Below are 26,230 nucleotides of genomic sequence, written 5' to 3' on the forward strand. Positions count from 1 at the left end.
TCGGTCGCGGTCAAAAGCTTTTCGAAAAGTTGCGCTCGGCGACGCCCGACGAGCCGAGGCTCGAGGTCACGCCGCCGCCGAACATGTCGGAGAGGCCGCCGCCACGACCCTTGTGCAGCAGGATGAACAGGGTGAGCAGCAGGCTCGTGATCACGAGGACGACGATCAGGGCGATCTTGAGGATGAGCACGCAGTTCACCTTTCAGGGGTCGAGGGCGCGGTAGGCCGACGTCTAGTATACCGCTCGCGAGCTGGGCGCCGATTGCGGCGCCCCGGCTCACGCACCGGTGACGTGCTTCTTGAACTGGATGATGCGGGTGAACTCGTCCGACTTCAGGCTGGCTCCGCCGACGAGGGCGCCGTCGACATCCGGCTGACGCAGGAAGCCGGCCACGTTCTGGCTCGATACCGAGCCGCCGTAGAGCACGCGGGTGGCATCGGCGCGTTCGTCTCCGCGCAGTTCGCGCAGCGACTCCCGGATCGCCTTGGCGACCTCCTGAGCCTGCTCGGGGGTGGCCGCCTGGCCGCTGCCGATGGCCCAGACGGGCTCGTAGGCGATCACGAACTCGGCGTCCTGCGGCAGCGGCGCGAGCGCGGCCGCGAGCTGGGCGAGCGGGATCGCCGCGGCGCCGTGCTGCTCGAGGTCTTCCGCGGTCTCGCCGACGCAGATCATCGGCACCATTCCGGCTCGGTGCGCTGCGAGGGCCTTCTGCCCCACGAGTTCGTCGCTCTCGCCGTGGCCCTGACGGCGCTCGGAGTGGCCGACGAGCAGGTAGTGCACGTCGAGCTTCGCGAGCATCTGGGCCGAGACGTCGCCCGTGTAGGCGCCCGATTCGTGCGGCGACACGTCTTGCGCGCCGAGCACGAGCGACAGCTTGTCGGCGGCCAGCAGCGTCTGCACCGATCGCAGGTCGGTGAACGGCGGGAAGACCGCCACCTCGGTCTCGCTGTAGTCGTGCTTGACGTCCTTGAGGCCCCACGAGAGCTTCTGCACGAGGGCGATGGCCTGCAGATGGTCGAGATTCATCTTCCAGTTGCCGGCGATCAGCGGGGTGCGCTGCGCTTTCTGGGTCATGCGAGGACCTCCAGTCCTGGGAGCTGCTTGCCCTCGAGGAACTCGAGGCTCGCCCCGCCGCCCGTCGAGATGTGGCCGAATTGATCGTCGGAGAACCCGAGCGCGCGCACGGCGGCAGCGGAGTCGCCGCCGCCGACGACGGTGAAGCCCTCGGTCTCGGTGAGGGCCTTCGCGACGGCGCGCGTGCCGGCGGCGAAGGCCTCCATCTCGAAGACGCCCATGGGGCCGTTCCAGAAGACCGTCGCAGATGAGGCGATCACGTCGGCGAACGCGGTCGCCGAGTCGGGGCCGATGTCGAGTCCGATGCCCGCGTCGCCGAAGCTCGACGACTCGATCGCGTCGGCGGGGACGATCTCGTGGGCGGCGTCGGCCGAGAAGGTCTCTGCGACGACCACGTCGGTCGGCAGCACGATGCGCACGCCGCGCTTCTCGGCATCGGCGAGGTAGCCCCGCACGGTGTCGAGCTGATCCTGCTCGAGCAGGCTCGCCGCGACGGCGTGGCCCTGGGCTGCGAGGAAGGTGAAGAGCATGCCGCCTCCGATGAGCAGCGTGTCGACGCGCTCGATGAGGTGCGAGATGACCCCGAGCTTGTCGGAGACCTTCGAACCGCCGAGCACCACCGTGTACGGGCGCGCGGGGTCGACGGTGAGGCGCTGCAGCACCTCGAGTTCGGCCGCGACGAGTCGGCCGGCGGCGCTCGGCAGCAGCTGCGCGAGGTCGTACACGCTGGCCTGGCGGCGGTGCACGACGCCGAAGCCGTCCGAGACGAACGCGTCGCCGAGCTCGGCGAGCTGCTCGGCGAAGGCGCGCCGTTCGGCGTCGTCCTTGCTGGTCTCCCCCGCGTTGAAACGCAGGTTCTCGAGCAGCACGACGTCGCCGTCGTCGAGCGCGCCGACGGCCGCCGACGCCGAGGCGCCGACGGTCTGGTCGACGAACTCGACGGGCGCGCCGAGCAGCTCCGACATGCGCACCGCCACCGGCTTCAGCGAGTAGCGGGCCTCGGGCTCGCCCTTCGGGCGGCCCAGGTGGCTGATGATCACGATCTTCGCCCCCGCATCGCGAAGCTCGCGGATCGTGGTGAGCGAGGCGCGGATGCGGCCGTCATCGGTGATAACGCCGTCGGACAGCGGAACGTTCAGATCGCAGCGGACGATGACGGTGCGGGAGCGCAGGTCTCCCAGTGATTCGATGGTGCGCATGCCGGGGCGGGCTCAGATCAGGCCGGGCGTCTGCGAGCGGGCGGCCTCGAAGCGCTTCGCCACGTCCTGCCAGTTCGCGATGTTCCAGAACGCCTTCACGTAGTCGGCGCGCACGTTGAGGTAGTCGAGGTAGTAAGCGTGCTCCCAGACGTCGAGCATGAGCAGCGGCACGGTGCCGGCGGGCAGGTTGCCCTGCTGGTCGAAGAGCTGCACGATGTTCGGGCGCTGACCCAGCGCATCCCACGCGAGCACGGCCCAGCCGGAGCCCTGCACACCGAGCGCGGTGGCGGTGAAGTGGGCCTGGAACTTCTCGAACGAGCCGAAGTGCTCGTCGATCGCCGCGGCGAGCTCGCCCTCGGGGCGCTCCCCGCCCTCGGGCGAGAGGTTGTTCCAGAAGATGGTGTGGTTGACGTGACCGCCGAGGTTGAAGGCGAGATCCTTCTCGAGCTTGTTCACGGCTGCGAGGTTGTCGGAGTCGCGCGCCTCGGCGAGCTGCTCGAGAGCCGTGTTCGCGCCGGTCACATAGGCCTGGTGGTGCTTGTCGTGGTGCAACTGCATGATCTTGCCGCTGATGTGCGGCTCGAGCGCGGCGTAATCGTAGGGAAGCTCGGGGAGTGAATAAGCAGCCATGAGGTGCTCCAATCTCTGCGTTCGACAGTTGACGGTTCAAGTCTAGGGCTCTGGCGCCCGGAAGTGGCGGAGAATCAGCCGGGTGCGGCAGGGTTGACGCCCGGCCGCGCGCGCGTTACATCGAATCGAGTTCTTCGGGCAGGCTCGCCTCGGTGCCCGGGATGCCTCGGGCCTCCGCCTCCTTGTCGGCCATCGCGAGCAGACGCCGGATGCGGCCCGCGATCGCGTCCTTGGTGAGCGGCGGATCGGCGCGGGCGCCGAGGTCGTCGAGGCTCGCCTCGCGATGCGCGAGACGCAGCTGGCCGGCGTAGTTCAGGTGCTTGGGCACGTCGTCGCCGAGGATCTCGAGTGCGCGCTCGACGCGAGCGCACGCGGCGACCGACGCCTGCGCCGAGCGCCGCAGGTTGGCGTCGTCGAAGTTGACGAGCCGGTTCGCGGTCGCGCGGGTCTCGCGGGCGCGGCGCAGCTCGTCCCAGCTGGAGCGGGCCTGCTGCGCGCCCATCGCGCCGAGCATCTCGCCGATCGCCTCGCTGTCGCGGATCAGCACCTTGTTCTGGCCCCGGATCTCGCGGCTCTTCGCCTCGATGCCGATGCGGCTCGCCGCGCCGACGAGCGCCATCGTGACCTCGCTGGTGGGGCAGACGATCTCGAGCGACGCGGAGCGGCCCGGAGCGGTGATGCCGCCGCGGGCGAGGAAGGCGCCGCGCCAGATCGCGGCGAGCTCGGCCTGGGCGCCCGTGGTGAGACGGTTCGGGAGGCCGCGGATCTGGCGGCGGCGCTGATCGAGCAGGCCGAGCTGGCGCGCCAGCGTCTCGCCGTCGAGCACGCGCACGAGGAACTGGGGGGCGCCGGGCCGCGTGCTCGACGGCGGCAGCTGCTTGGCCTCGGAGCGCACCCCGTAGAGCTCGGCGAGGTCTTTGCGCACGCGCTGCACGATCTGCGGCGTGTGCAGCTCGGCCTCGAGGGCGATGCGACCCGAGATCGTGTGGAGTCCGCCCGCGAGACGCAGAATCGTGGCGACCTCGGCGACGCGCTCACCGGTGCGCTGCACCGGGAACCGTACGAGTTCGCTCTTCACCTCGGGAGTAGACAGCACGAATCGGATCCTTTCGGAGAATGAGGGTGGAGAGGTTTCGGGTGCGGCGCGCGGGCTATTCGCGGCCGAGGTCGCGATGGCGCAGGCTGACGCTCACACCCGGCAGGCCGGCGAGGCGGTCGGCGAGCTCGCGGGCGGTCGCGACCGAGCGGTGCTTGCCGCCGGTACACCCTACCGCGAGTGAGGCGTGCCGCTTGTTCTCCCGCTGGAAACCGGCGAGGACGGGGGTGAGAGCGGCGATGTAGTGGTCGAGGAACTCCTCGGCGCCGTCGCGGCTCAGCACGTAGTCCTTGACCTCGGGGTCGACGCCCGTGAGGGGCCGGAGTTCGGGGATCCAGAACGGGTTGGGCAGGAAGCGCATGTCGACCATCAGGTCGACGTCGGTGGGCGCGCCGTACTTGAAGCCGAAGCTCAGCACGGAGAGCTGCAGGCCGGGCGTGTTGTCGTCGGAGAACAGATCGCGCGTGGCGGTCGACAGGTCGTGCACGTTGTACCGCGAGGTGTCGATCACCACGTCGCTCGAGGCCCGCAGCTCCTGCAGGCGCTCGCGCTCGAGGCGGATGCCCTCGAGCAGACTGCCCGCCTCGCCCTGCAGCGGGTGCGGGCGCCGCACCGACTCGTAGCGGCGAACGAGGATCTCGTCGGTGGCGTCGAGGAAGACGACACGCACCGTCGCGGTCTCGCGCAGCTCGTCGATCACGTCTTGGATCTCGGCGAAGAGGTCTCGGCCGCGCACGTCGACCACGGCCACGATGCGGGGCAGCGCTCCCCCGGACCGGTCGGCCATGTCGGCGAGCGTCTTGAGCATCGAGAGGGGCAGGTTGTCGACGACGTACCAGCCCAGGTCTTCGAGCGTGTTGGCGACCGTGCTGCGGCCGGCGCCCGACATGCCCGTGACGATGAGGATTTCCTGCCCGGATACCTGCTCGTTCACGCCGTGTTCCCCTCGTCTGGCGCGCCTTGCGACGCGCCCTCTGGTGCCTCATCGATCGATGCCTCAAGTTTAGCCGCAGCGGAGGCTTCGGGTTCGTCGGGCGGGGTTCCGTCGGCCCGGGCTGACGAGGCGAGGTGGCCGAGGATCTGCTCGGCGAGCTTCGGACCGAGGCCCGGAGCCGAGGCGAGTTCGTCGTGGGAGGCGGCGCGCAGGCGCGCCACGGAGCCGAAGTGCTTGAGCAGACCCTGCACGCGCTTCGGGCCGAGGCCCGGGATCTCGGAGAGGCGGCTCGCGATCGACGTGCTGCGGCGCTGGCGCTGGAAGGTGATCGCGAAGCGGTGGGCCTCGTCGCGCACGCGCTGCACGAGGAACAGCGCCTCGCTCGTGCGGGGCAGGATCACGGGGAACGGGTCGCCGGGCAGCCAGATCTCCTCGAGGCGCTTCGCGATCCCGCACAGTGCGACGTCGGTGATGCCGGCCTCGGCGAGCGCGCGCGCCGCGGCCTTCACCTGGGGCTCGCCGCCGTCGACGATGACGAGTTGGGGGCGGTCGCGGTAGATGCCGCTCGGCTGTTCGCCCGCCTCGCGGGCGGCGTTCAGCTGCGCGGCGCGGCGGGCGACGACCTGGTGGATGGAGTCGGTGTCGTCGCGCGTCTGCTCGATGCGGTACTTGCGGTAGGCGCCCTTCGCGGGCAGGCCGTCTTCGAAGACGACGAGCGAGGCGACCACGCCGGTGCCCTGCAGGTGCGACACGTCGATGCACTCGATGCGCAGCGGCGGCTCGTCCATGCCGAGCGCCTGCTGCAGTTCGGCGAGCGCGTCGGTGCGCGCGGTGAGGTCGGCGGCCCGTTTGAGCTTGTGCCGGATCAGGTGCTCCCCCGCGTTCAGCACGGCGCGCTCCATGAGCTGCGCCTTGTCGCCCCGCTCGGGGATGCGCACGCGCACGCGGCCGCGGCGGGGCCGCTGCGCGCTCAGGGCCTCCTCGAGCTCGGGGGTGTTCTCTGGCAGCAGCGGCACGAGGATCTCGGGCGGCGGTTCCCGCTCGCCGTCGTAGGCCGACTGGATCACCTGCTCCAGCAGCTTCGCGGGAGAGTCGTCGAGTTCGACGTCGACGATCCAGCTGCGTTCGCCGCGGATCCTGCCCCCTCGGATGATGAACTGGTGGGCGGCCGCCGCGAGTTCGTCGGCCCGCAGTCCGAACACGTCGAGGTTCACGTCGAGCTTCGAGCCGGTGCCGAGCACCACAGCGTTCTTCTCCATGACGTGCTCGACGGCCTGCGCCTGGTCGCGCAGCCGCGCGGCGTCCTCGTAGCGCTGCTCGGCCGCCGCGTCGCGCATCGCCCGCTGCAGCTCGCGCAGGTGACGGGTGTCGCCGCCCGCGAGGAACGAGACGAGCTCGCCCACGCGTTCGCGGTGCGCCTCGATGGTGATGAGCCGGGAGCAGGGGCCGTGGCAGCGACCGATCTGCCCCGCGAGGCAGGGGCGCCCGCTCTGCATGGCGCGCTTGTAGTCGGCGTCGTTGCAGGTGCGGATGGGGAACGCGCGCTGCAGCAGCTGCGTGGTCTCGCGCAGCGCCCACACCTTCGGGTATGGCCCGAAGTACCGCGCGCCGCGGATCTTCTCGTTGCGGGTGATGATGAGGCGGGGGGCTTCTTCGCGCAGCGTGACGGCGAGGTACGGGTACGACTTGTCGTCCTTGAACTGCACGTTGAAGGGCGGTTTGAACTCCGTGATCCACGTGTGCTCGAGCACGAGGGATTCGGTGTCGGTGGCCACCACCGTCCAGTCGACCTTCGCCGCGAGCGACAGCATGGTGCGGGTGCGCGGCATCAGCGAGTGCATCGGCTGGAAGTAGTTGGACAGCCGCGCCCTGAGGTTCTTCGCCTTGCCGATGTAGAGCACGCGCCCGTGCTTGTCGCTGAACCGGTAGACGCCTGGGCTGGTGGGGATCTCGCCCTGGGCCGGCCGGAACGCGGCGCGGTTGTCGACGGGCTGGATCAAGCCGAGGCCTTCGCCGCCTCAGCCGCCTGCACGGCGCGCGCCGACTTCGCGGCCCAGCCCTCGAGCACCTCGGCGAGGAATCGGCCGGTGTGGCTCTCGGGGTGCTTCGCGACCTGCTCGGGAGTGCCCGTCGCGAGGATCGTGCCGCCTCCGGAACCGCCCTCGGGCCCGAGATCGATGATCCAGTCGGCGCTGCGGATCACGTCGAGGTTGTGCTCGATCGTGATGACGGTGTTGCCCTTGTCGACGAGGCCGTTGAGGACGAGCAGCAGCTTGCGCACGTCTTCGAAGTGCAGCCCGGTGGTGGGTTCGTCGAGCACGTAGATGCTGCGGCCGTTCGAGCGCTTCTGCAGCTCGGTGGCGAGCTTGACGCGCTGCGCCTCGCCGCCGCTCAGCGTGGTGGCGCTCTGGCCGAGCCGCACGTAGCCGAGGCCGACGTCGACGAGCGTCTTCATGTAGCGGTGGATCGACGAGATGGGCTTGAAGAACTCCTCGGCCTCGGCGATGGGCATCTCGAGCACCTCGGAGATGTTCTTGCCCTTGTAGCGCACCTGCAGGGTCTCGCGGTTGTAGCGCTTGCCCCCGCAGGCCTCGCAGGCGACGTAGACGTCGGGCAGGAAGTTCATCTCGATCTTCAGGGTGCCGTCGCCCGAGCAGGCCTCGCAGCGGCCGCCCTTCACGTTGAAGCTGAAGCGGCCCGGCAGATAGCCGCGGGTCTTCGCCTCGGGGGTCTCGGCGAAGAGGGTGCGGATCTTGTCGAACACGCCGGTGTAGGTGGCCGGGTTGGATCGGGGCGTGCGCCCGATGGGGGCCTGGTCGACGTGCACGACCTTGTCGAGGTGCTCGAGGCCGGTGATGCGGGTGTGCTTGCCGGGCACGAGGCGTGCGCCGTTGAGCTGGTTCGCGAGCACCCGGTAGAGGATGTCGTTGACGAGCGTCGACTTGCCCGAGCCGCTCACGCCCGTCACCGCGGTCATGACGCCGAGGGGGAACACGGCGTCGACGTTCTGCAGGTTGTTGGAGCGGGCTCCCACGACCTTGAGCTCGCGGTTGCGGTCGCGCTTGCGGCGCTTCTTCGGGGTGACGATGCTGCGCCGGCCGGCGAGGTAGTCGCCGGTGATCGAGCGACGGTTCTCGAGCAGCTCGCGGTACTCGCCCGAGTGCACCACGGTGCCGCCCTCGACGCCGGCACCGGGCCCGATGTCGACGATCCAGTCGGCCGCTTCGATGGTCTCCTCGTCGTGCTCGACCACGATCAGGGTGTTGCCGAGATCGCGCAGCTTGATCAGGGTCTCGATGAGACGGCGGTTGTCGCGCTGGTGCAGGCCGATGCTCGGCTCGTCGAGCACGTAGAGCACGCCCGTGAGGCCTGAGCCGATCTGCGTGGCGAGGCGGATGCGCTGGGCTTCGCCGCCCGAGAGGGTGCCCGCGGCGCGGGCCAGCGTCAGGTAGCCGAGGCCGACCTCGATGAGGAAGTCGAAGCGCAGCCGGATCTCGCGCAGCACCTGGGCGGCGATGCGGGCCTCGCGCTCGGTGAGCGTGACCTCGTCGAAGAACCGCTTGGCTTCGGTGAGGCTGAACTCGGTGACGCCCGAGATCGACTCGCCGTTCACCGTCACCGCGAGCACCTCGGGCTTGAGGCGCTGGCCGTGGCAGGCGTGGCACGGCACCTCGCGCAGGAACTCCTGCCAGCGGTCGCGCTTCGTGTCGCTCTCAGCCTCTGCGTATTGGCGCTCGATGAACGGGATCACGCCCTCGAAGCCGCTCGAGTACTTGACTTCGCGGCCGAAGCGGTTCTTCCAGCGCACGTTGACCTTGAAGTTGTTGCCGTAGAGCACCGCGGTGCGCACGTCGTCGCTCAGTTCGCCCCAGGGGGTGTCGAGCGAGAAGTCGAGATCTCTCGAGAGGCCGACGAGCAGCTTCTCGTAGTACTGGTAGAGGCTTCTGCCCTGGCTGGTCCAGGGCACGATGACGCCCTCGGCGATCGAGAGCTCGGGGTCGCCGAGCACCAGATCCTCGTCGACCGACATGCTCGTGCCGAGGCCGGAGCACGCGGAGCACGCGCCGAAGGGCGCGTTGAACGAGAAGGTGCGGGGCTCGATCTCGGTGAGCTGCACCGGGTGCTGATTGGGGCAGCTCAGGTGCTCGGAGAAGAGCCGGGTGCGATCCTCGTCCCCCTGCTCCAGATCCACGAAGTCGACCGCCACGATGCCTCCCGCGAGCCGCAGCGCGGTCTCGAGGGAGTCCGTGAGGCGGCCCAGCACGTCGGGGCCGGCCACGAGGCGGTCGACGACCACCGAGATGTCGTGCTTGATCTGCTTCTTGAGCTTGGGCGGATCGCTGAGCTGCACCAGCTCGCCGTCGACGAGCGCGCGCGAGTAGCCGGCCGCCGCGAGATCCTGGAAGAGGTCGACGAACTCGCCCTTCTTCTTGCTGACGACGGGGGCGAGCACTTGGTAGCGGGTGCGCTCGGGAAGCTCCATGAGGCGATCGGCGATCTGCTGCACGGTCTGCGACGCGATGCGCTCCCCGCAGATCGCGCAGTGCGGCACTCCGACGCGCGCCCAGAGCAGGCGCATGTAGTCGTAGATCTCGGTGATGGTGCCGACCGTGCTTCGCGGGTTGCGGTTGGTCGACTTCTGGTCGATCGAGACGGCGGGGCTCAGCCCCTCGATGAAGTCGACGTCGGGGCGGTCGACCTGCCCGAGGAACTGGCGGGCGTAGGCGCTGAGCGACTCGACGTAGCGTCGCTGCCCCTCGGCGAAGATCGTGTCGAATGCGAGGCTCGACTTGCCGCTGCCCGACAGTCCGGTGAAGACGACCATCGAGTCGCGCGGGATCGCCAGATCGATGTCTTGCAGGTTGTGCACGCGGGCCCCCTGGACGCTGATCTGGGCGTGTGCGGCAGACGAGCGGATCGGGGTGGTGCTGGTGGGTGCGGCGCTCTTCGAAGTCACTGATCCATCCTACGTCGCCACGGCTGAATATTCGAACATGTGTACGAGTGATTCGGCGGATTTCGCCGCAGGCGCACTTCCCTCCCAGGTCGCTTTCGGATATTATTGATGCAAGTTCTCGAAAGGACCTGAGATGTCGATCGCGCACCTTCCCTCCGAACTCCCCCGCAGCCGCCGCGACCTCGCGGGTGCTCCCCTGCGGCCCAGCCGCGACCGGCTCACCGCGCTCATCACGCAGCTCGAAGACGATCGCCTCGACATCGCCGAAGAGCTGCTCGCCGACATCCTCGCCCACCAGCAGGCCGATCTCCGAGGCCTGACGGGCGCCGAGATGTCGGTGCTGGCCCGTCTCGACGTGAGCGAAGGCGAACTGCGGCGCCCCACCTCCCTGCCCGCCACCCGGCGCAGCCGCCTGTGGGAGCGCCAGCTCGCCGAGCTCAGCGTCACCGTCGGCGAGGCCGCCGAGACGCTCGGCGTCACCCCCGCCCGAGTGCGGCAGCGCTGCGCCGCGGGCACCCTGCTCGCCCAGCGCCGCAGCGACGGCTGGCGACTCCCCTCATTCCAGTTTCCGGACGGCCGCGAGCTGCCCGGTTGGTCGATCGTCGCGGCCGCGATCCCGGCGGGCACCCCGCTGGCGCTCGTCGAGCGGGTGCTCACCTCCCCCGCGATGCGCCTGCGCGTCGACGACGAGGAGCTGGCGCCCTTCGAGTGGCTGGCACAGGGAGGGGATCCCGCCCTCGCCGCGGCCGCGGTCGACGACGCGCTGAACCGTCTGCCGTGAGCGAGCAGCTGCCCGAGCCGGATTCGGCCCGCTTTCCCGACCTCGACGTCGACCCGCGCTGGGTGCGCGAGGTGCCCGCAGGCACACTGATCGTGCGCATCTTCCGGGCGGGCGGGGCCCACCCGGTCGCGTGGCACGAGTTCCGCTCGTTCGGACCGCTCGACGGCCGTTTCGACCCGCACCCGCTGCCCGTCGGCGACCACCACGGCATCGGTGTGATGTACGGGGTGATCGAGAGCGCCGGGGCCTCCGGGGGCTCCGTCCAGCGGCCCGACGATGCCGTGGACGGTTCGTTCGCGGCCGCTCTGCTCGAGGTGTTCCAGGCGCAGCGCATGATCCGGCTGCGCGACGGCTCCCCCACGCTCGTGGCCTTCGAGACCACGCGGCCGCTGCGCCTGCTCGACCTCTCCGACAGCGATTGGATCGCGGTCGCGGGCGGCAACGCCGCGATCTCCTCCGGAGACCGTGAGCAATCGCGGGCGTGGGCGCGCGAGATCGCGCGACGCTACCCCGAGCTCGACGGAGTGGTCTCGGCGTCGTCGCTCGTGCCGACCGCGCGCGTGGTGGCGCTCTGGGCGAATGCGGCAGATGCGCTCCCCCAGCACCCGGCCGCGCTGCTGCCGCTCGGCCTCGACGAGCTGCTCGGTGTGATCGACCGGATCGCCGACCGCTACGGCTACCTGGTGCTGTGAGCCCTGGGAGGTGCCCGGGCGAAGGCGCAGCGATCCGACCGGGCCGCGTGCTGAAGCGGTCATGACCCGGGCCCGCGATCCGGGCCCTTCCGCGTGTCCGATTCGTTCTAGCGCGCATCCCGCGCTCGGCCTACGCTGGCGGCTATGACACTGCAATTCGACTTCATCGGTATCGTCACGGCCGACCTTCCGGCCTCGCTCGGGTTCTACCGCGCCCTGGGCGTGGACGTCCCGCACGGGCAGGAGCAGGCGCCCCACGCCGAGGCGACGCTGCCGGGCGGCATGACGCTCGCCTGGGATCCGGTCTCGACGATCCGGAGATTCATGCCGGACTTCGAGCTCCCCGTCGCAGGCGGGGGCCGGATCGGCTTCGCCTGCCGGGCGCAGAGCGCCGCCGAGGTCGACCGGGCCTACGCCGAGCTCGTGCAGCAGTACCCGGCGGCCGCGCACACCGAGCCCTGGGATGCGCCGTGGGGGCAGCGCTACGCGACCGTGCTCGACCCCGACGGCAACTCGATCGATCTCTACGCGCCGCTCGACCCGGAGGCCGCGGCCAGCTGAGCGGGCGCGGCTCCGATCACCCGCCCGAACTCGCGCGCCATATGCGACTGGTCGGCGTATCCGGCGAGGCTCGCCGCCGTCGCGAGGGGCGCGCCTCGCAGGATCAGGTCGCGCGCCCGCTCCGCCCGCAGCACCCGCCGCAGCGAGGCGTATCCGTAGCCGAACGTCTGCAGCATGCGCCTGCGCAGCTGCCGTTCCGAGTATCCCAGGCGGCGGGCGAGTCGCGGGAGCGGTTCGGCCCGCAGCGCCGCGGCCCGAACCTCGTCGACCCACCGCAGCCGCCGCGCCTCAGAATGCAGCGCGAGCTCTCGAGGCACGGCCCGCGCTGCATCGCGCAACCTCCCCGCGTACCGAGACTCTGCCGCCCTCGACAGATCGGGGGCGCCGCTCGTCGGTCCCTCTTGCGGCCCGCGCGCCGCCGGCGACTCCGCCGCGCCCAGCAGGGCGCGCAGCGCCCGTTCCCCGCGCTCTGCGAGTGCGGCGGGCAGCAGGCCCTGGGCGGGGAGGATGCGGTCGCGCAGCTCGAACGCGTCGATGCCGAGACCCGCACCCGCGAGCCCCGGGAAGAACCTGAGCCCCACCGTGGGATGCTGCTCGCTTCCGCGCGCGAGCAGCCACCTCGTCGAGGGACCGGCGACGATCAGCTGGTCGTCGCGCAGGATGATGTCGGCGCAGCCGTCGGCCGAGATGGTGGTCGCGCCCTCTGCCGGGCTGGAGATCCAGAGCGTGCCGAGCCCGGGGATGGGCGTTTCACAGTACACGGGGCTCCGATCGTTGCTCGGCTCGACGGGCTGGGTCTGCGATGATCTCGCCTAGAGGTGGCCCGCGGCGTCCATGCTGCGCAGCTCGCGCTTCAGCTCTGCCACCTCGTCGCGCAGGCGCGCGGCGAGCTCGAACTTGAGTTCTTCTGCGGCCACGAGCATCTGCTCGGTGAGGTCAGAGACGAGCTCTTCGAGCTTCGCGGCGCCCTCGGCCCCGATGGCGCCGGCCCGCGACGCGGACTTGCCCTTCGCCCGTTGTGCGGACCCGCCCTTGCGCTGGGCGTGGGCCCCGGTGCGCGAGAGCACGTCTTCGGTGTCGGCGGCCTCGCGGGCGAGCATCTCGGTGATGTCGCCGATCTTCTTGCGCAGCGGCTGCGGGTCGATGCCGTGCTCGGTGTTGTAGGCGACCTGGATCTCGCGTCGGCGGTTGGTCTCATCGATCGCCTCGCGCATCGAGCGGGTGACCGTGTCGGCGTACATGTGCACCTGGCCCGACACGTTGCGGGCGGCGCGGCCGATCGTCTGGATGAGCGAGGTCGACGAGCGCAGGAACCCTTCTTTGTCGGCGTCGAGGATCGCGACGAGCGACACCTCGGGCAGGTCGAGGCCCTCGCGCAGCAGGTTGATGCCCACGAGCACGTCGTAGACGCCGGCGCGCAGCTCGGTGAGCAGTTCGACGCGGCGCAGCGTGTCGACGTCGGAGTGCAGGTAGCGCACCCGGATGCCCGCCTCTTCCATGAAGGTGGTGAGTTGCTCGGCCATCTTCTTGGTGAGCGTGGTGACCAGTACGCGCTCGTCGCGCTCGGCTCGCACCCGCACCTCTTCGAGCAGGTCGTCGATCTGCCCCTGGGAGGGCTTGACCACGATCTCGGGGTCGATGAGGCCCGTCGGGCGGATGATCTGCTCGACGATGCCGTCGGCGCGCTCGAGTTCGTAGGCGCCCGGGGTGGCCGAGAGGTACACGGTCTGGCCGACGCGCTGCTTGAACTCGTCGAACTTCAGGGGCCGGTTGTCGAGTGCGCTCGGCAGCCGGAACCCGTGATCGACGAGCGTGCGCTTGCGCGACGCGTCGCCCTCGTACATCGCACCGATCTGGGGCACGGTGACGTGCGACTCGTCGATCACCACGAGGAAGTCGTCCGGGAAGTAGTCGAGCAGGCAGTGCGGCGCCTCGCCGGGCCGGCGCCCGTCGATGTGGCGCGAGTAGTTCTCGATGCCCGAGCAGAAACCGATCTGCTCCATCATCTCGAGGTCGAAGGTGGTGCGCATGCGCAGGCGCTGCTCTTCGACGAGCTTGTTCTGCTGCTTGAGCTCCCGGGTGCGCCCGTCGAGTTCTTCGGCGATGGTGCCCATCGCGCGGTTCATCACGTTGCGGCTCGCGACGTAGTGCGAACCGGGGAAGACCGACACGGTCTCGACCTGCTTGATCACCTCGCCCGTGACGGGGTGGAGATAGTAGAGCGCCTCGATCTCGTCGCCGAAGAACTCGATGCGGATGGCCAGCTCTTCGTACATGGGAATGATCTCGACCGTGTCGCCGCGCACGCGGAAGTTGCCTCGCACGAACTCGATGTCGTTGCGCTGGTACTGCATGTCGACGAAGCGCCGCAGCAGCACGTCGCGATCGAGGTTGTCGCCGACCACGAGCGGCACCATGGCCTCGTAGTACTCTTCGGGCTTGCCGAGACCGTAGATGCACGACACCGTGGAGACCACGACCACGTCGCGTCGGGAGAGCAGCGCGTTCGTGGTGGAGTGGCGCAGGCGCTCGACCTCGGCGTTGACCGACGAGTCTTTCTCGATGAAGGTGTCGGTCTGCGGCACGTAGGCCTCGGGCTGGTAGTAGTCGTAGTAGCTCACGAAGTACTCGACCGCGTTGTTGGGCAGCAGCTGCCGGAACTCGCTCGCCAGCTGGGCAGCGAGCGTCTTGTTATGGGCGAGCACGAGGGTGGGGCGCTGCACGGCCTCGATGAGCCAGGCCGTGGTGGCCGACTTGCCGGTGCCCGTCGCGCCGAGCAGCACGACGTCGGTCTCGCCCGCGTTGATGCGCCCGGCCAGCTCTTCGATCGCCTTCGGCTGATCGCCGCTGGGCTCGTATTCGCTGATCACCTCGAAGGGGCGTACGCTGCGCGTGGGTTCCATGATCTCGAGGGTACTCGGAGCCACTGACATTCTCGCGTCGGTTCGCGGGAGGCGGATCGCCCCTGGCGGATCGGCCGCCCCACGTCCCGCGCCCGCGATATGTTCTGGCCTCGCTCCCGCCATCCCCTCACCCCACCCGCGCTGAGAGGCGGATTTCGCAGCTCCGCTCGTCGGATCCCGTGCGAAATCCGCCTCTCGGGCCCGGGAACGAGTCCTCTCGACCCCGGGAACGGGGCTTCACGAGCCACTGGGCCCCGCGCACCCCGGCGAGCCACAGGCCCTAGGCGGCGTCGAAGCGTGCGGGCAACGGCAGGTCGCCCGCTCCGCTCACCCGCACCTCGTCGAGCCCCTGCCAGCGCGCGGCCTTCGCGAGCAGGGAGACGGCCGCCTCGGCGGTGCGGGCGGGTGCGCGCTGCTCCTGCCAGGCGGCCTGCACGAGCAGTGCGCCCCGCTCCCCCGCCCGGCGCGGCCGATCGGCCTTGAGATCGATGCGCCCGGCGAGACGACCTCCGACCATGAGCGGCAGGCAGTAGTAGCCGTAGCGGCGCTTCTCCTTCGGCGTGTAGATCTCGATGCGGTAGTGGAAGTCGAACATGCGCTCGGCCCGGGGCCGGAACCAGACCACCGGGTCGAACGGGGTGAGCAGGGCGTCGGGGGCGAGCCGCGCGGGTACGCGGGCGTCGCGGTGCAACCAGGCGGGCTCCGGCGCACCGTCGGCCCGGGTCCAACCGGTGACGCGCACGGGCAGCAGTACTCCGTCGTCTTCGAGCGCTCGTACCGCCGACCGCGCATCGGCCGCCTTCAGCCGGTGGTAGTCGGCGAGGTCGGCGAGCGTGGCGACCCCGAGCGAGCGGGCTGCGCGTTCGACGAGCGCGCGTTGGGCCTGCTCTCGCTCGACCGGTTCGAGCGCCTGCGCGGGCAGCACCTGCTCGGCGAGAGCGTACCGGCGCTGGAAGCCCTCGCGCCCGTGCGAGACGACCTCGCCCCAGGCGAAGAGCATCTCGACGGCGCGTTTCGTGTCGCTCCAGTCCCACCACGGGCCGCGGCCGCTGCGGGGGCCGTCTTCGAGTTCGCGCACGAACTGCGGCCCGCCCTCGGCGAGCGCCGAGCGCACGCGGTCGATGGTGGGCGCCAGCGCCTCGGCGCGGCCATCGCTGCGGTTGCGGTCGCGGAACTCGTCCATGCGCCACCCGAAGAGCGCCCGATCCCGCACCGGGACGAACGCGGCCTCATGCGCCCAGTACTCGGTGTACTCGCCGCTGCGCCACAGGTGGCGGTCGAGGGCGTCCGCCTCGTAGTGGCCGTGCCTGGAGAACACGGGAAGGTAGTGGCTGCGCGCGAACACGTTGACCGAGTCGATCTGCAGCACGTGCAGCGACTCGAGCGCAGGGTCGAAGGGGCGCCGGCGCCGCAGTCGAGGCGCGTTCGTGAAGCCCTGAGCCGCGAGGGCGATGCGACGCGCCTCGGCGGCGCTCAGGGCGTTCACGACCGCGGGATCAGGCGAACCAGAGCCCGAGCTCGCGCTCGGCCGACAGCGTCGAGTCGCTGCCGTGCACGAGGTTCTGCTGCACGTTGAGGCCCCAGTCGCGGCCGAGGTCGCCGCGGATCGTGCCGGGCGCGGCCGTGGTGGGGTCGGTGGTGCCCGCGAGCGAGCGGAAGCCCTCGATGACGCGCTCGCCCTGGGCGCGCACCGCGACGACCGGGCCCGAGCTCATGAACTCGATGAGCGGCTCGTAGAAGGGCTTGCCCTCGTGCTCGGCGTAGTGCGCGGCGAGCAGTTCGCGATCCGCGCGCACCATGCGCAGGTCGGCGATGGTGTAGCCCTTCGCCTCGATGCGGCGCAGGATCTCGCCGGTGAGGCCGCGGGCCACGCCGTCGGGCTTCACCAGGATGAGGGTCTCTTCAGCGGACATGCACGCTCCTTCGGTACCGGTTCGTCGGGGTGCGTCTCACCCCGAACAGAGTCTATCGAGTGGGGGCTCAGCCGCCTTGAGCCGCGAGCCAGGCGGCGCGGTTGCGATCGATCTGGGCGCCCTTCACCATGCAGTAGATCCAGAGGCCCGTGAACAGCAGGCCGACGATCAGCGCCATCGGCAGCAGGATCGCGGTGGCGAGCATGAGGGCGTGCACGATCCAGCCGAGGATGATGCCGGCCCGTCCCAGGCGCATGATGCCCAGCGCCACGATGATGAGCAGCCCGAGGCCGCCGCCGATATAGAGGCCGAGTTCACGGGGTTCGAGCACGCTGAGCCCGAAGAGCGAGAGTCCGATCAGCACGACCACGATGAGCTCGAAGCCGAGCACGATCGAGGCGAGCGCCTTCTGCGTGGACTGCGCGCCTCGGCGCGCACCCGAGATGCGCATGGCCGAGTTGTGGGCCATGGTCTCGGAGGGCGACAGCTTGAGATCGTCGTCGGAGTCGTTCTCGCGGCCCGGGCCTGCAGCCGGTTCGGGCACGGTGTTGTCGCGGCTCACGCGATCCCCCATTCTTCGGAGCGCGCGTGCGCGATGGCCTCGCCCGCGAGCAGCACGGAGCCGACCACGAGCACGGCCCGTCCCTCGCCGCGAGCCGCCCAGGCCCGCGCCTCGTCGAGCGCCTCGGGCAGCGAGTCGGCGACTTCGACGGGGGTGTCCGGGATCGCGTCTTCTGCGACCTCGCGCAGCGCGGTGGGGTCGATCGAGCGGGGCGACTCGACCGGAGTGACGGTGACGCGGTGGGCGATCGGTGCGAGCGCCCGCAGCAGCCCGAAGGCGTCCTTCTCTTCGAGCACGCCGACCACCAGCGCCAGCTCTTCGAAGCTGAACGACTCGGCGACGGCCCGGGCGAGCGCCTCGGCGCCGTGGGGGTTGTGCGCGGCGTCGACGTAGATGACGGGGTCGGTGCCGATGAGTTGCAGCCGGCCGGGAGACGTGAGTTGCCCGAGGCCCTCGTCGAGCACCTCTTCCGGCACGGGGCGCTCGGCTCCGAAGAAGGCCTCGACGGCGGCGACCGCGAGTGTCACGTTCTCGGCCTGGTGGCGGCCGAAGAGCGGTACGAAGGCCGGGTCGTACGGGCGACCGCTCAGCCCGACGAACTCGATCTGGCGGCCTCCGACGGCGACGCGATCCTCGATGAGGCGGAAGTCGCGGCCCTGCACGACGAAGCGGGAGCCCGCCCGTTCGGCCGCGGCCTCGAGCTCGGCGAGCGCGTCGGGATGCTGCTCGGCCGTGACGACCGCGCTGCCGGGCTTGACGATGCCGGCCTTCGTGCGGGCGATCGTCTCGACGTCGCGGCCGAGGATCGCGGTGTGGTCAAGATCGATGGGAGTGAACACGGCGACACGCGCGTCGGCGATGTTCGTGGCGTCCCACTCGCCTCCCATGCCGACCTCGATGACGGCCACCTCGATAGGCGCGTCGGCGAACGCCGCGTAGGCGAGCACGGCGAGCGCCTCGAAGAAGGTGATCGGCCCGTGCCCCGCCGCCTCGAGCTCGGCGTCGACCACCTCGAGCGGCAGGCGCAGCTCGTCCCAGGCCGAGGCGAGCAGCTCGCCGTCGATGGGTTCGCCGTCGAGCTGGAAGCGCTCGGTGAAGTCGACGAGGTGGGGGCTCGTGAAGAGGCCGGTGCGCAGGCCGTGAGCTCGCAGCAGTGACTCGATGGCGCGGCTCGTCGAGGTCTTGCCGTTGGTGCCCGCGACCTGGATCACCGGGTACGAGAGCTGCGGCGTGCCGGCGAGCTCGGCGAGGCGGCGCACCGGCTCGATGCGCGGGCGCGGGTTCGCCTCGCCCACGCGGGTGAGCAGTTCTTCGTAGACGCGCGCGGCGGCGTCGGCGTTCGTCGGGTTCACTCTGCGGCCTGCTTCCAGTGCTCGGTGACGTCGATCGTGATGACGAGCGGGTCTTTGCCGGTGCCGAGCGCGTCGGCGCGGGACATGAACACGCCGGGGCCGGTCTCGGGGAGCCCGGTCAGCAGCCCGGCGAACTCGTCGCCGGGCAGGGCATGGGCGGCGAAGCCGACCGCGAGGGTCTCGGCGGAGATGAGATCCGCGTGCGCTTCGAGTGCGGCTGCGTGCTCGGGCGCCGCATTCAGCGCGAGCACGATGCGGTCGCTCACGTCGAGGCCGGCGTTCTTGCGAGCCTCCTGCACGGCGCGGATCGCGTCGCGGGACACCCCCTCGGCCTCGAGCTCGGGCGTCGTGCTGGTCGAGAGCAGCACGAAGCCGCCGCCCGGGATCAGCGCGAGCGCGGGGCCGCCCGAGTCGCCCGCTCCCCCGTCGCCGGCGCTGAGGGTCAGCTCGTACTCGTGCGGTTCGAGTTCGATGCCGCCCGCGACGATGGTGCCGCGCTGCTCGCTCCAGTCGCCCGACTTGGCGGCCTTGATGGCCTGCTGCACCTGCTTGCCCAGGCGGGGCCCGGCTGCTCGTGCGTTGACGGCGAGGGTCTGCACGATGCCGTGCTCTTCGGCGCTGGTGCCGGTCTGCTGCACGAGGTGCACGGCCTTGACGTTGAGCTCTTCGCTCAGGATGTCGGCGAACGGTTCGAGCGCGTCGGGTCGCGAGGTCACGACGGTGAGCTCCGCGAGCGGCAGACGCACGCGCAGGCGATGCGCCTTGCGCAGGGCGAGCGCCTGCGACGTGATCTGACGCACCTCGTCCATGGCGGCGACGAGCTCGTCGTCGACGGGGAACGCGTCGGCGGAGGGCCAGTCTTCGAGGTGCACGGAGCGGCCGCCGGTGAGACCGCGCCACAGCTCTTCGGTGACGAGGGGGGCCATGGGTGCCGCGACGCGCGCCACGGTCTCGAGCACCGTGTACAGCGTGTCGAACGCCTGCCGGTTCTCGGGCTTGCCGTTCGCCCCCGCGGTGCCCTCCCAGAAGCGGTCGCGCGAGCGGCGCACGTACCAGTTGGTGAGCACCTCGGCGTAGGCCCGCAGCGACTCGGCGGCCGACGTCGTGTCGAGCGCGTCGAGGTGCGCCTCGACGTCGCGCACGAGCCGACCGGTCTTCGCGAGGATGTAGCGGTCGAGCGGATCGCTGGAATCGGTGCGCCACCGCCCCATCACCCCGTCGGCGTTGGCGTAGAGGCTGAAGAAGTACCAGGTGCTCCAGAGCGGCAGGATGAACTGGCGCACGCCTTCGCGGATGCCCTCCTCCGTGACGATGAGGTTGCCGCCGCGCACGACGGGAGAGGCCATGAGGAACCAGCGCATCGCGTCCGAACCGTCGCGGTCGAACACCTCGTTCACGTCGGGGTAGTTGCGCAGGCTCTTCGACATCTTGTTGCCGTCGCTGCCGAGCACGATGCCGTGGCTGACCACGTTCTTGAACGCGGGCCGGTCGAAGAGCGCCGTGGCGAGCACGTGCTGCACGTAGAACCAGCCGCGGGTCTGCCCGATGTACTCGACGATGAAGTCGGCGGGCTGGTGGGTGTCGAACCACTGCTCGTTCTCGAACGGGTAGTGCACCTGCGCGAACGGCATGGAGGCGGAGTCGAACCAGACGTCGAGCACGTCTTCGATGCGGCGCATGGTCGACCTGCCCGTGGGGTCGTCGGGGTTCGGCCGCGTCAGCGAGTCGATGTAGGGGCGGTGCAGGTCGACCTCGCCCGACGCGTTGCGCGGCAGCTCTCCGAAGTCGCGTTCGAGCTCAGCGATCGAACCGTACACGTCGATGCGCGGGTGGTCGGGGTCGTCGCTCTTCCAGACGGGGATCGGGCTGCCCCAGAAGCGGTTGCGGCTGATCGACCAGTCGCGAGCGCCCTCGAGCCACTTGCCGAACTGGCCGTGCTTGACGTTCTCGGGCACCCAAGTGATCTGCTCGTTCGTCTCGATCATGCGCTGCTTGAGGTCGGTGACGCGCACGAACCAACTCGAGACGGCCTTGTAGATGAGCGGGTTGCGGCAGCGCCAGCAGTGCGGGTACGAGTGCTCGTAGCTGGCCTCGCGCAGCAGCCTGCCGCGCTCGCGCATGAGGCGGATCAGGGGGCGGTTGGCGTCCATCCAGAGCTCGCCGGCCACGTCGGTGACGGGCTTCAGGAAGCGGCCGCCGTCGTCGACGCTCACGATGACGGGGATGCCGGCCGCGCCGGTGATGCGCATGTCGTCTTCGCCGTAGGCGGGGGCCTGGTGCACGATGCCGGTGCCGTCGGCCGTCGACACGTAGTCGTCGCTGAGGATCTGCCAGGCGTTCTCGGTGCCCCACGCCTCGGTGTCGGCGTAGTAGTCGAAGACGCGCTCGTACCGCACACCCGCGAGCTCGGCGCCGACGACGGTGCGCTCGACGGCCTCGCGGGCGGCATCGGCCGACTCGTAGCCGAGCTCTTTCGCGTGGTTGCCGACGAGATCGACGGCGAGCAGGTACCGGGCTTCGCCAGCCGCTCCGCCGTCAGCGGCGCCCGCAGGGCCGGCGGGCACAAGCGCGTAGGCGATCTCCGGGCCGACAGCGAGGGCCAGGTTGGTCGGCAGGGTCCAGGGAGTGGTGGTCCAGGCGAGCGCGCGCACGCCGTCGAGGCCGAGCTCGGCGGCTCGGGGCCCGGTGAGGGGGAAGGTGACGGTGACCGACGGGTCCTGCCGCATCTGGTACACGTCGTCGTCCATGCGCAGTTCGTGATTCGACAGCGGGGTCTCGTCGCGCCAGCAGTAGGGCAGGATGCGCGAGCCCTCGTAGGCGAGGCCGCGATCGTAGAGCTGTTTGAACGCCCAGATCACGCTCTCCATGTACCCCAGGTTGAGCGTCTTGTAGTCGTTCTCGAAATCGACCCAGCGAGCCTGGCGGGTGACGTACTCCTCCCACTCGCGCGTGTACTGCAGCACCGACTCGCGGGCCTTCTCGTTGAAGGCCGCGACGCCCATCTCTTCGATCTGGGCCTTCTCGGTGATGCCGAGCTGCTTCATCGCCTCGAGCTCGGCGGGCAGGCCGTGGGTGTCCCAGCCGAAGCGCCGTTCGACCTTCTTGCCGCGCATGGTCTGGAAGCGCGGGAAGACGTCTTTGGCGTAGCCGGTGAGCAGGTGGCCGTAGTGCGGCAGGCCGTTGGCGAAGGGCGGGCCGTCGTTGAACACCCACTCCTCGTCGCCTTCGCGGCGGCGGATCGACTCGCGGAAGGTGTCGTCGCCCTTCCAGAACTCGAGCACCTGCCGCTCGATCTCCGGGAACCTCGGCGACGGGCTCACACCCGCGGTGCTCGCCTGCTCGTTCGAGGGCGTCGACGCACCGGAGGGGGTCGTTCCGGTCGACTGCTGGGGGTACGGCATTGCTCGCTCCTGGCTTCTCGGTCTGTCTGCCGCCAGTCTGACTGAGACCACTGACATCGGTGGGTCTCGGTGTCGGATCGGCGGTGCATCAGTGCCGGGACGAGCTCGGGGATGCTGGATCCCTCACCCGCGGTACCACCCCGCTTGCCTCATGCGCGCCCTGTGCGGGAACGCTTCAGCCTCTTCATTCGGCTGTGACGGGCCGTACCCGTTCGGTTCTACTGGGCGAGCGATTCTCGCGGATCGCGCACCGTTCTTCCGAAGACTCCCCGGTGATGGCCGGATCGCAGTCGATGGGTTGCAGTCTATCGCACGCGGCTCGGCCTCGACCCGAGCGCGAGCCCCGAGTCGAAGAGTCGCGCGTCAGGCCTCGCTCAGCTGCTGCTCGAGTTCGGCGATGACGGCGTCGGTGGTGCGGGCGGCCTTGCCCCGGTTGACGAACTCCTGCACGTAGTCCATCTCGCCCCGCATCTGCTCGAGGCGCGTGAGCGCGCGGCCGAAGAGGCGCTCCGAGAACTCCTCGGACTCGCGAGTGACGGCCTCGGCCTGCAGGCGCGCCGCCTCGATGAGGTTGCGGGCCTGTTCGAGGGCATCGCGACGCTGCTGCTCGACGTACTGCTGCACACGCGCGTGCAGCGCCTCGCTCTCCTGCGAGACCTCGTAGGCGCGGCGGTTGATCTCGGCGGCCTTCGCGTTCGACTCGTCGAGCACGGCCTGCGCCTCACTCAGGGCGGCCTCGTGGCGCTGGGCGTATTCGGTCTCGGCCTCTTCCTGGCGGTGCGCGATGGCGCGCTCCGCCGCGAGCACGGCGTGCTCGGTCTCGACCCGCATGCGGTTGATCTCGGCGCGCTGTTCGTCGATCTGCTGCTGCGCGACGGTGCGCATCTGCACGACCTCGCTCTCGGCCTCGGCCTGCAGGCGCGACACCTCGCGCTTGGTGGAGGCGAGTGTGTCGCTGGCTTCTGTGAGCCGTTTGTTGGCGAGGCTCGACATCTCGGCGGCGTGGGTCTCGCTGGAGAGGCGGATCTCCTCTGCGCGGGCCGTGGCGTCGTTGATCAGCTGAGCGGCGCGGGTCTCGCTCTCGCGCGTGCGGCGCTGCGCATCGGCGGCGGCCTCGGAGGCGATCTGCTCGGCCTCGGCGTGGGCGTCGGTGATCATCTTCTCGGCCTGCGACTCGGCGATGCGCAGCACCTCCTCGAACTTCGAACCGAGGCCGGAGAAGTTGGGCTTGCTCTGCTGGGCCTTCGACAGCTGCTTCTTGGCGATGTCGAGCTGAGCTTCGACGTCGAGCAGACGGTCGGCGATGCCGTCGCGGTCGGCCTGCACCTGCTGCACCTTCGCCTCGAAGTTGCGGAGGAGTCGATCGACGGCGTGGCGAGAGTAGCCCCGCACTTCGCGTGGGATCTCGTATTCGTGTAGCGACATGCTGTGCTCTTTCGGTCGTTGCTGGTTCGATGACGATGAGGGGTGTTCGGGCGGGCTATTCAATCGCGGGCGCCTCTTCTGCGGGCGCCTCTTCTGCGGGCGCCTCTTCTGCGGGCGCCTCTTCTGCGGGCGGCTCCACGGCTTCTTCGATCGGAGCGTCTGCCCGGGCGGCGGGGTCGACGCCGACGCTCAGCGTGCCGGCGTTGATGATCAGGTGCTGCGACTCCCGGTAGAGCACCGCGAGTCTGCTCTCCGGGAAGATGAGCACGCGGTCGCCGGTCTGGGCCCGGGCGAAGAACGGTTCCGCGCTGAGCGTCGCCGGATCTTCGACCGTGGCGATGGTGGGGGCCTCCTCGGGCAGCACCATGAGGGAGCCGACCCGCGTGAGGAGCTCATCGCCCGAGAGTCCGGTCGATGCGGCGCTCTCCGCCGCGGCATCGCCGCCGGCTCGCGGGGGCGGGTTCGCGATGATCGGCACCGCCACAGCCACCGCGCCGAGCATCAGCGCGGCCGCCACAGAGATCACGAGCACGCGCACCCAGCGGGTCCGCCACAGCTCGAGCAGACCCCGCGGGCGGCCGTCGGGGCGGGAGCCGTCGCCGCTCGGCGGCTCTGAGCGAGGCGGGTGTTCGGTCTCGGTGCGCGGCTCGCGCTCGGACCGCGGCTGCCGCTGCGGTCGGGGTGCGCGCCTCGGTTTCGGCTGCCGTTTCGGCTCGGTCGGGTGTGCGGCGGGGGCCGCCTCGACCGATGTCTGCTGCGGACCGCTCTCGGGCAAGGTTTCGACGGGGGCGGCTGCTGCGGGGGTCTTCGAGGCGGGTGCGAGATCGGGGGCCGACTGCGGGGCGCTCGCTGCCGCGCGCTCGGCAGGGGTGCCGACTGGGGCTGCGGCCAGGCCGTCGGTGCGCGCATCGAAGGCTCGGGCGATGCTGCGGGTCTCGGCGATGTCGGAGAAGAGTCGCTGCGCGGCCTCTTCGCTCGTCTGCTTCGACTGCGCTGCGGCAGACGAGGGCGTCGCCGAGGCGGCACTCGGAGCCACCGCGGAGCCCGAACCCGGCACGGGAGCCTCGGGATCGGCCTGGGCCTCGAGTTCGCTCTTGCTCTCGGCGAGCACGCTGCGGAGACGGGCCATTGCTTCGTCGAGTGCGGTCGAGGCGTCCCAGGGTACCCGCTGCTGCGCGGACTGTTCGCCGTGGCTCGGCGGAGCGGGATGCTGTTCGCTCGTGGTCCCCTGCTGGGTGCGCGTCTGGTTCGGAGGGATGCCGGTCATCGGATGCGCTCCGTTTCGGCAGTCGGATCGACCGACGGGCCGGCAGCCGCGGTGGGTGCGGCCGGCGCGCTCTCGCACATCCTGGCGAGGCCTTCCTCGAACGCGGCGAGCCTCTCGCGCTTGTGCTCGCGCCGCGCGTGCACGATCACTGCGGCGAGACCGATGGTCGCTGCGGCGACGCCCAGCGCCCAGTAGGGGAACCTGGGCAGCATCGAGGCCTGACCGGCGGTCTGCTGCACGGGCGGGGGCTCCAGCCGGTCGGCGGTCACCACGAAGCGGTGGGAGTTGACGCCGAGGGGTGTGCAGGTGATGAGCGAGATGATGTCTCGATCGGCGTAGACGGGGTGCAGGGCGGCCTGCTGGGGCTCGAGCACCTCGGTCGACGTGACCCGGTAGGTGAGCACCTCGTCCATCACCTCGATGTGGATCAGGTCGCCCTTCTTCACCTCGGGCAGGTGGGTGAAGCCGACCGACTCGGCGACTCCGCGGTGCGCTCCGAGCACGGCGTGGGTGCCGACGCCGCCGATGGGCAGCGACGAGTTCTCGGAGTGGCCGACCCCGCGCACGAGGGCGCTCTCGTCGAGGGTGTGCCGGATCGGCTGATCGAGGTCGATCGCGGGCACCCGCAGGCGAGCAATGACGTCGGTGCTCGGCAGCAGCAGCGTGTCGCGGTAGTCGTCGCCCGGCAGACCGGATCCCAGGGCGAAGCGCTGGTTGTACCCGCGCGCGGCGTCGAGCAGCTGGTGGCGCAGCGTGGGGCCGACCTTCTCGACCGTGCTGGAGAGCTCGCGCGTGGCGATGGACTGGGCGCGCTGTTCGAACCACTGCGCGGCGGAGGGGTAGAGCAGCACCAGCACGCCCAGCCACACCATCGTGGCGACGATGACCCGACGACCGGGCGAGAGCGACAAGCCGGCGCGGGGACGCTTCGAAGCCGCGCCCCTGGCGGGTGCGGCTTCGGCGGGCGCGGTGCTCGGCGGCGCCGCGGCTCGGGTGTCGGTCATGATCTCCTGCGGTGGGTGGCTGCGGAGCGGAAGGCAGATAGAGATGTGCTCATCTTATATGCATGCTAATTGTTCTTTGAGGAGTATTCCTGTTTTTTCTAGTACTTAGCTCTCGATTTACCGGATGTCGTGGATTGTCTTGCTACGAGTCTTGTGGATCTCCGTCCCTTCGACCGGCTCGGGGCCGGAAAGCCTCCTGCGTGCGGCGTCTTCCCGCCCCCTTCGACAGGTTCAGGGGGCGGGAATGCTCGGCTCAGACCTCGGCGGGATCCTCGGTCTGCTTGCGGCGTCCGAAGATCGCGAAGAGCACGCCGCCGGCGATGAGGATCGCGCCCGCGACCCCGATCGCGGTTATGCCCGCACCGCCGAGCACGGGCAGCGCCCCGGCCTCGCGCATCTGGTTGGGCACGTTCGCGACCGACCCGCTGCCGGTGAGACCGGTGCCCGGATACACCGTGATCTCGGTGGGCGCAGCCGC

20 protein-coding genes and 2 pseudogenes are annotated in these 26,230 nt (G+C 70.2%); 3 read left to right on the forward strand and 19 right to left on the reverse strand.

Annotated features, from left to right (window positions below; genetic code table 11):
- Window positions 1–19 precede the first annotated feature (19 nt).
- The 8 genes and pseudogenes from secG to uvrA form a co-directional block, all read right to left on the reverse strand.
- A pseudogene (gene secG / locus H490_RS27335) lies at window positions 20–190 on the reverse strand (preprotein translocase subunit SecG); the annotation flags it as partial.
- A gap of 87 nt (window positions 191–277) precedes the next feature.
- Window positions 278–1,075, reverse strand: coding sequence for a triose-phosphate isomerase (gene tpiA, locus H490_RS27340; RefSeq protein WP_017884690.1), 798 nt, complete (start codon window positions 1,073–1,075; stop codon window positions 278–280).
- The gene (locus tag H490_RS27345) at window positions 1,072–2,274 is read right to left on the reverse strand and encodes a phosphoglycerate kinase (RefSeq protein WP_017884691.1); all 1,203 of its coding nucleotides are present in this window, start codon (window positions 2,272–2,274) and stop codon (window positions 1,072–1,074) included. The genes tpiA and H490_RS27345 overlap by 4 nt, the downstream gene beginning before the upstream one ends.
- 12 nt (window positions 2,275–2,286) lie before the next feature.
- Window positions 2,287–2,904 carry a superoxide dismutase gene (locus tag H490_RS27350; protein WP_017884692.1) on the reverse strand — a complete coding sequence of 206 codons (618 nt, stop codon included), beginning with the start codon at window positions 2,902–2,904 and terminating at the stop codon, window positions 2,287–2,289.
- 115 nt (window positions 2,905–3,019) lie between these two features.
- On the reverse strand, window positions 3,020–4,000 hold the full coding sequence (gene whiA / locus H490_RS27355; RefSeq protein ID WP_031290162.1) for a DNA-binding protein WhiA: 981 nt from the start codon (window positions 3,998–4,000) through the stop codon (window positions 3,020–3,022).
- A gap of 55 nt (window positions 4,001–4,055) precedes the next feature.
- Complete coding sequence (gene rapZ, locus H490_RS27360) at window positions 4,056–4,934, reverse strand: RNase adapter RapZ (protein WP_017884694.1); 879 nt, start codon at window positions 4,932–4,934, stop codon at window positions 4,056–4,058.
- Window positions 4,931–6,934, reverse strand: coding sequence for an excinuclease ABC subunit UvrC (gene uvrC, locus H490_RS27365; RefSeq protein ID WP_017884695.1), 2,004 nt, complete (start codon window positions 6,932–6,934; stop codon window positions 4,931–4,933). The genes rapZ and uvrC overlap by 4 nt, the downstream gene beginning before the upstream one ends.
- Window positions 6,931–9,852, reverse strand: coding sequence for an excinuclease ABC subunit UvrA (gene uvrA / locus H490_RS27370; protein WP_041205715.1), 2,922 nt, complete (start codon window positions 9,850–9,852; stop codon window positions 6,931–6,933). The genes uvrC and uvrA overlap by 4 nt, the downstream gene beginning before the upstream one ends.
- Before the next feature lie 172 nt (window positions 9,853–10,024).
- On the opposite strand from uvrA, the gene H490_RS32380 reads away from it, so the two are divergent.
- The 3 genes from H490_RS32380 (at window position 10,025) to H490_RS27385 (ending at window position 11,925) form a co-directional block, all read left to right on the forward strand.
- Window positions 10,025–10,672, forward strand: coding sequence for a hypothetical protein (locus tag H490_RS32380; RefSeq protein WP_051066208.1), 648 nt, complete (start codon window positions 10,025–10,027; stop codon window positions 10,670–10,672).
- On the forward strand, window positions 10,669–11,364 hold the full coding sequence (locus H490_RS27380) for a hypothetical protein (protein WP_017884697.1): 696 nt from the start codon (window positions 10,669–10,671) through the stop codon (window positions 11,362–11,364). The genes H490_RS32380 and H490_RS27380 overlap by 4 nt, the downstream gene beginning before the upstream one ends.
- 144 nt (window positions 11,365–11,508) lie before the next feature.
- The gene (locus tag H490_RS27385) at window positions 11,509–11,925 is read left to right on the forward strand and encodes a VOC family protein (protein WP_017884698.1); all 417 of its coding nucleotides are present in this window, start codon (window positions 11,509–11,511) and stop codon (window positions 11,923–11,925) included.
- Here the strand turns inward: H490_RS27385 and H490_RS0116245 are convergent.
- The 11 genes and pseudogenes from H490_RS0116245 to H490_RS32385 form a co-directional block, all read right to left on the reverse strand.
- Window positions 11,889–12,686 (reverse strand): helix-turn-helix transcriptional regulator, encoded by a 798-nt coding sequence (locus H490_RS0116245; RefSeq protein WP_017884699.1) that lies wholly within the window; start codon window positions 12,684–12,686, stop codon window positions 11,889–11,891. The two genes, H490_RS27385 and H490_RS0116245, sit on opposite strands and share 37 nt — an antisense overlap.
- Before the next feature lie 51 nt (window positions 12,687–12,737).
- Entirely contained in the window at window positions 12,738–14,828 is a 2,091-nt protein-coding gene (gene uvrB, locus H490_RS27390; protein WP_017884700.1) for an excinuclease ABC subunit UvrB, read from the reverse strand.
- A 280-nt stretch (window positions 14,829–15,108) separates the two neighbouring features.
- Complete coding sequence (locus tag H490_RS27395; protein WP_017884701.1) at window positions 15,109–16,314, reverse strand: winged helix-turn-helix domain-containing protein; 1,206 nt, start codon at window positions 16,312–16,314, stop codon at window positions 15,109–15,111.
- A gap of 10 nt (window positions 16,315–16,324) precedes the next feature.
- Complete coding sequence (gene ndk, locus H490_RS27400) at window positions 16,325–16,741, reverse strand: nucleoside-diphosphate kinase (RefSeq protein WP_017884702.1); 417 nt, start codon at window positions 16,739–16,741, stop codon at window positions 16,325–16,327.
- Between the two features lie 67 nt (window positions 16,742–16,808).
- On the reverse strand, window positions 16,809–17,303 hold the full coding sequence (locus tag H490_RS27405; protein WP_228407041.1) for a DUF4233 domain-containing protein: 495 nt from the start codon (window positions 17,301–17,303) through the stop codon (window positions 16,809–16,811).
- Entirely contained in the window at window positions 17,300–18,655 is a 1,356-nt protein-coding gene (locus tag H490_RS27410; RefSeq protein ID WP_017884704.1) for a bifunctional folylpolyglutamate synthase/dihydrofolate synthase, read from the reverse strand. The genes H490_RS27405 and H490_RS27410 overlap by 4 nt, the downstream gene beginning before the upstream one ends.
- On the reverse strand, window positions 18,652–22,056 hold the full coding sequence (ileS, locus tag H490_RS27415; protein WP_017884705.1) for an isoleucine--tRNA ligase: 3,405 nt from the start codon (window positions 22,054–22,056) through the stop codon (window positions 18,652–18,654). Before ileS ends, H490_RS27410 begins: the two co-directional genes overlap by 4 nt.
- Before the next feature lie 363 nt (window positions 22,057–22,419).
- Window positions 22,420–23,481: a hypothetical protein gene (locus H490_RS27420; RefSeq protein ID WP_017884706.1), complete on the reverse strand. Its 1,062-nt coding sequence runs from the start codon at window positions 23,479–23,481 to the stop codon at window positions 22,420–22,422.
- A gap of 55 nt (window positions 23,482–23,536) precedes the next feature.
- The gene (locus tag H490_RS27425) at window positions 23,537–24,748 is read right to left on the reverse strand and encodes a hypothetical protein (protein WP_017884707.1); all 1,212 of its coding nucleotides are present in this window, start codon (window positions 24,746–24,748) and stop codon (window positions 23,537–23,539) included.
- Entirely contained in the window at window positions 24,745–25,752 is a 1,008-nt protein-coding gene (locus tag H490_RS0116255; RefSeq protein WP_017884708.1) for a class C sortase, read from the reverse strand. The genes H490_RS27425 and H490_RS0116255 overlap by 4 nt, the downstream gene beginning before the upstream one ends.
- 253 nt (window positions 25,753–26,005) lie before the next feature.
- A pseudogene (locus tag H490_RS32385) lies at window positions 26,006–26,230 on the reverse strand (hypothetical protein); the annotation flags it as partial.

It is taken from the genome of Leucobacter sp. UCD-THU (genome assembly GCF_000349545.1).
Classification (GTDB): Bacteria; Actinomycetota; Actinomycetes; order Actinomycetales; family Microbacteriaceae; genus Leucobacter; species Leucobacter muris.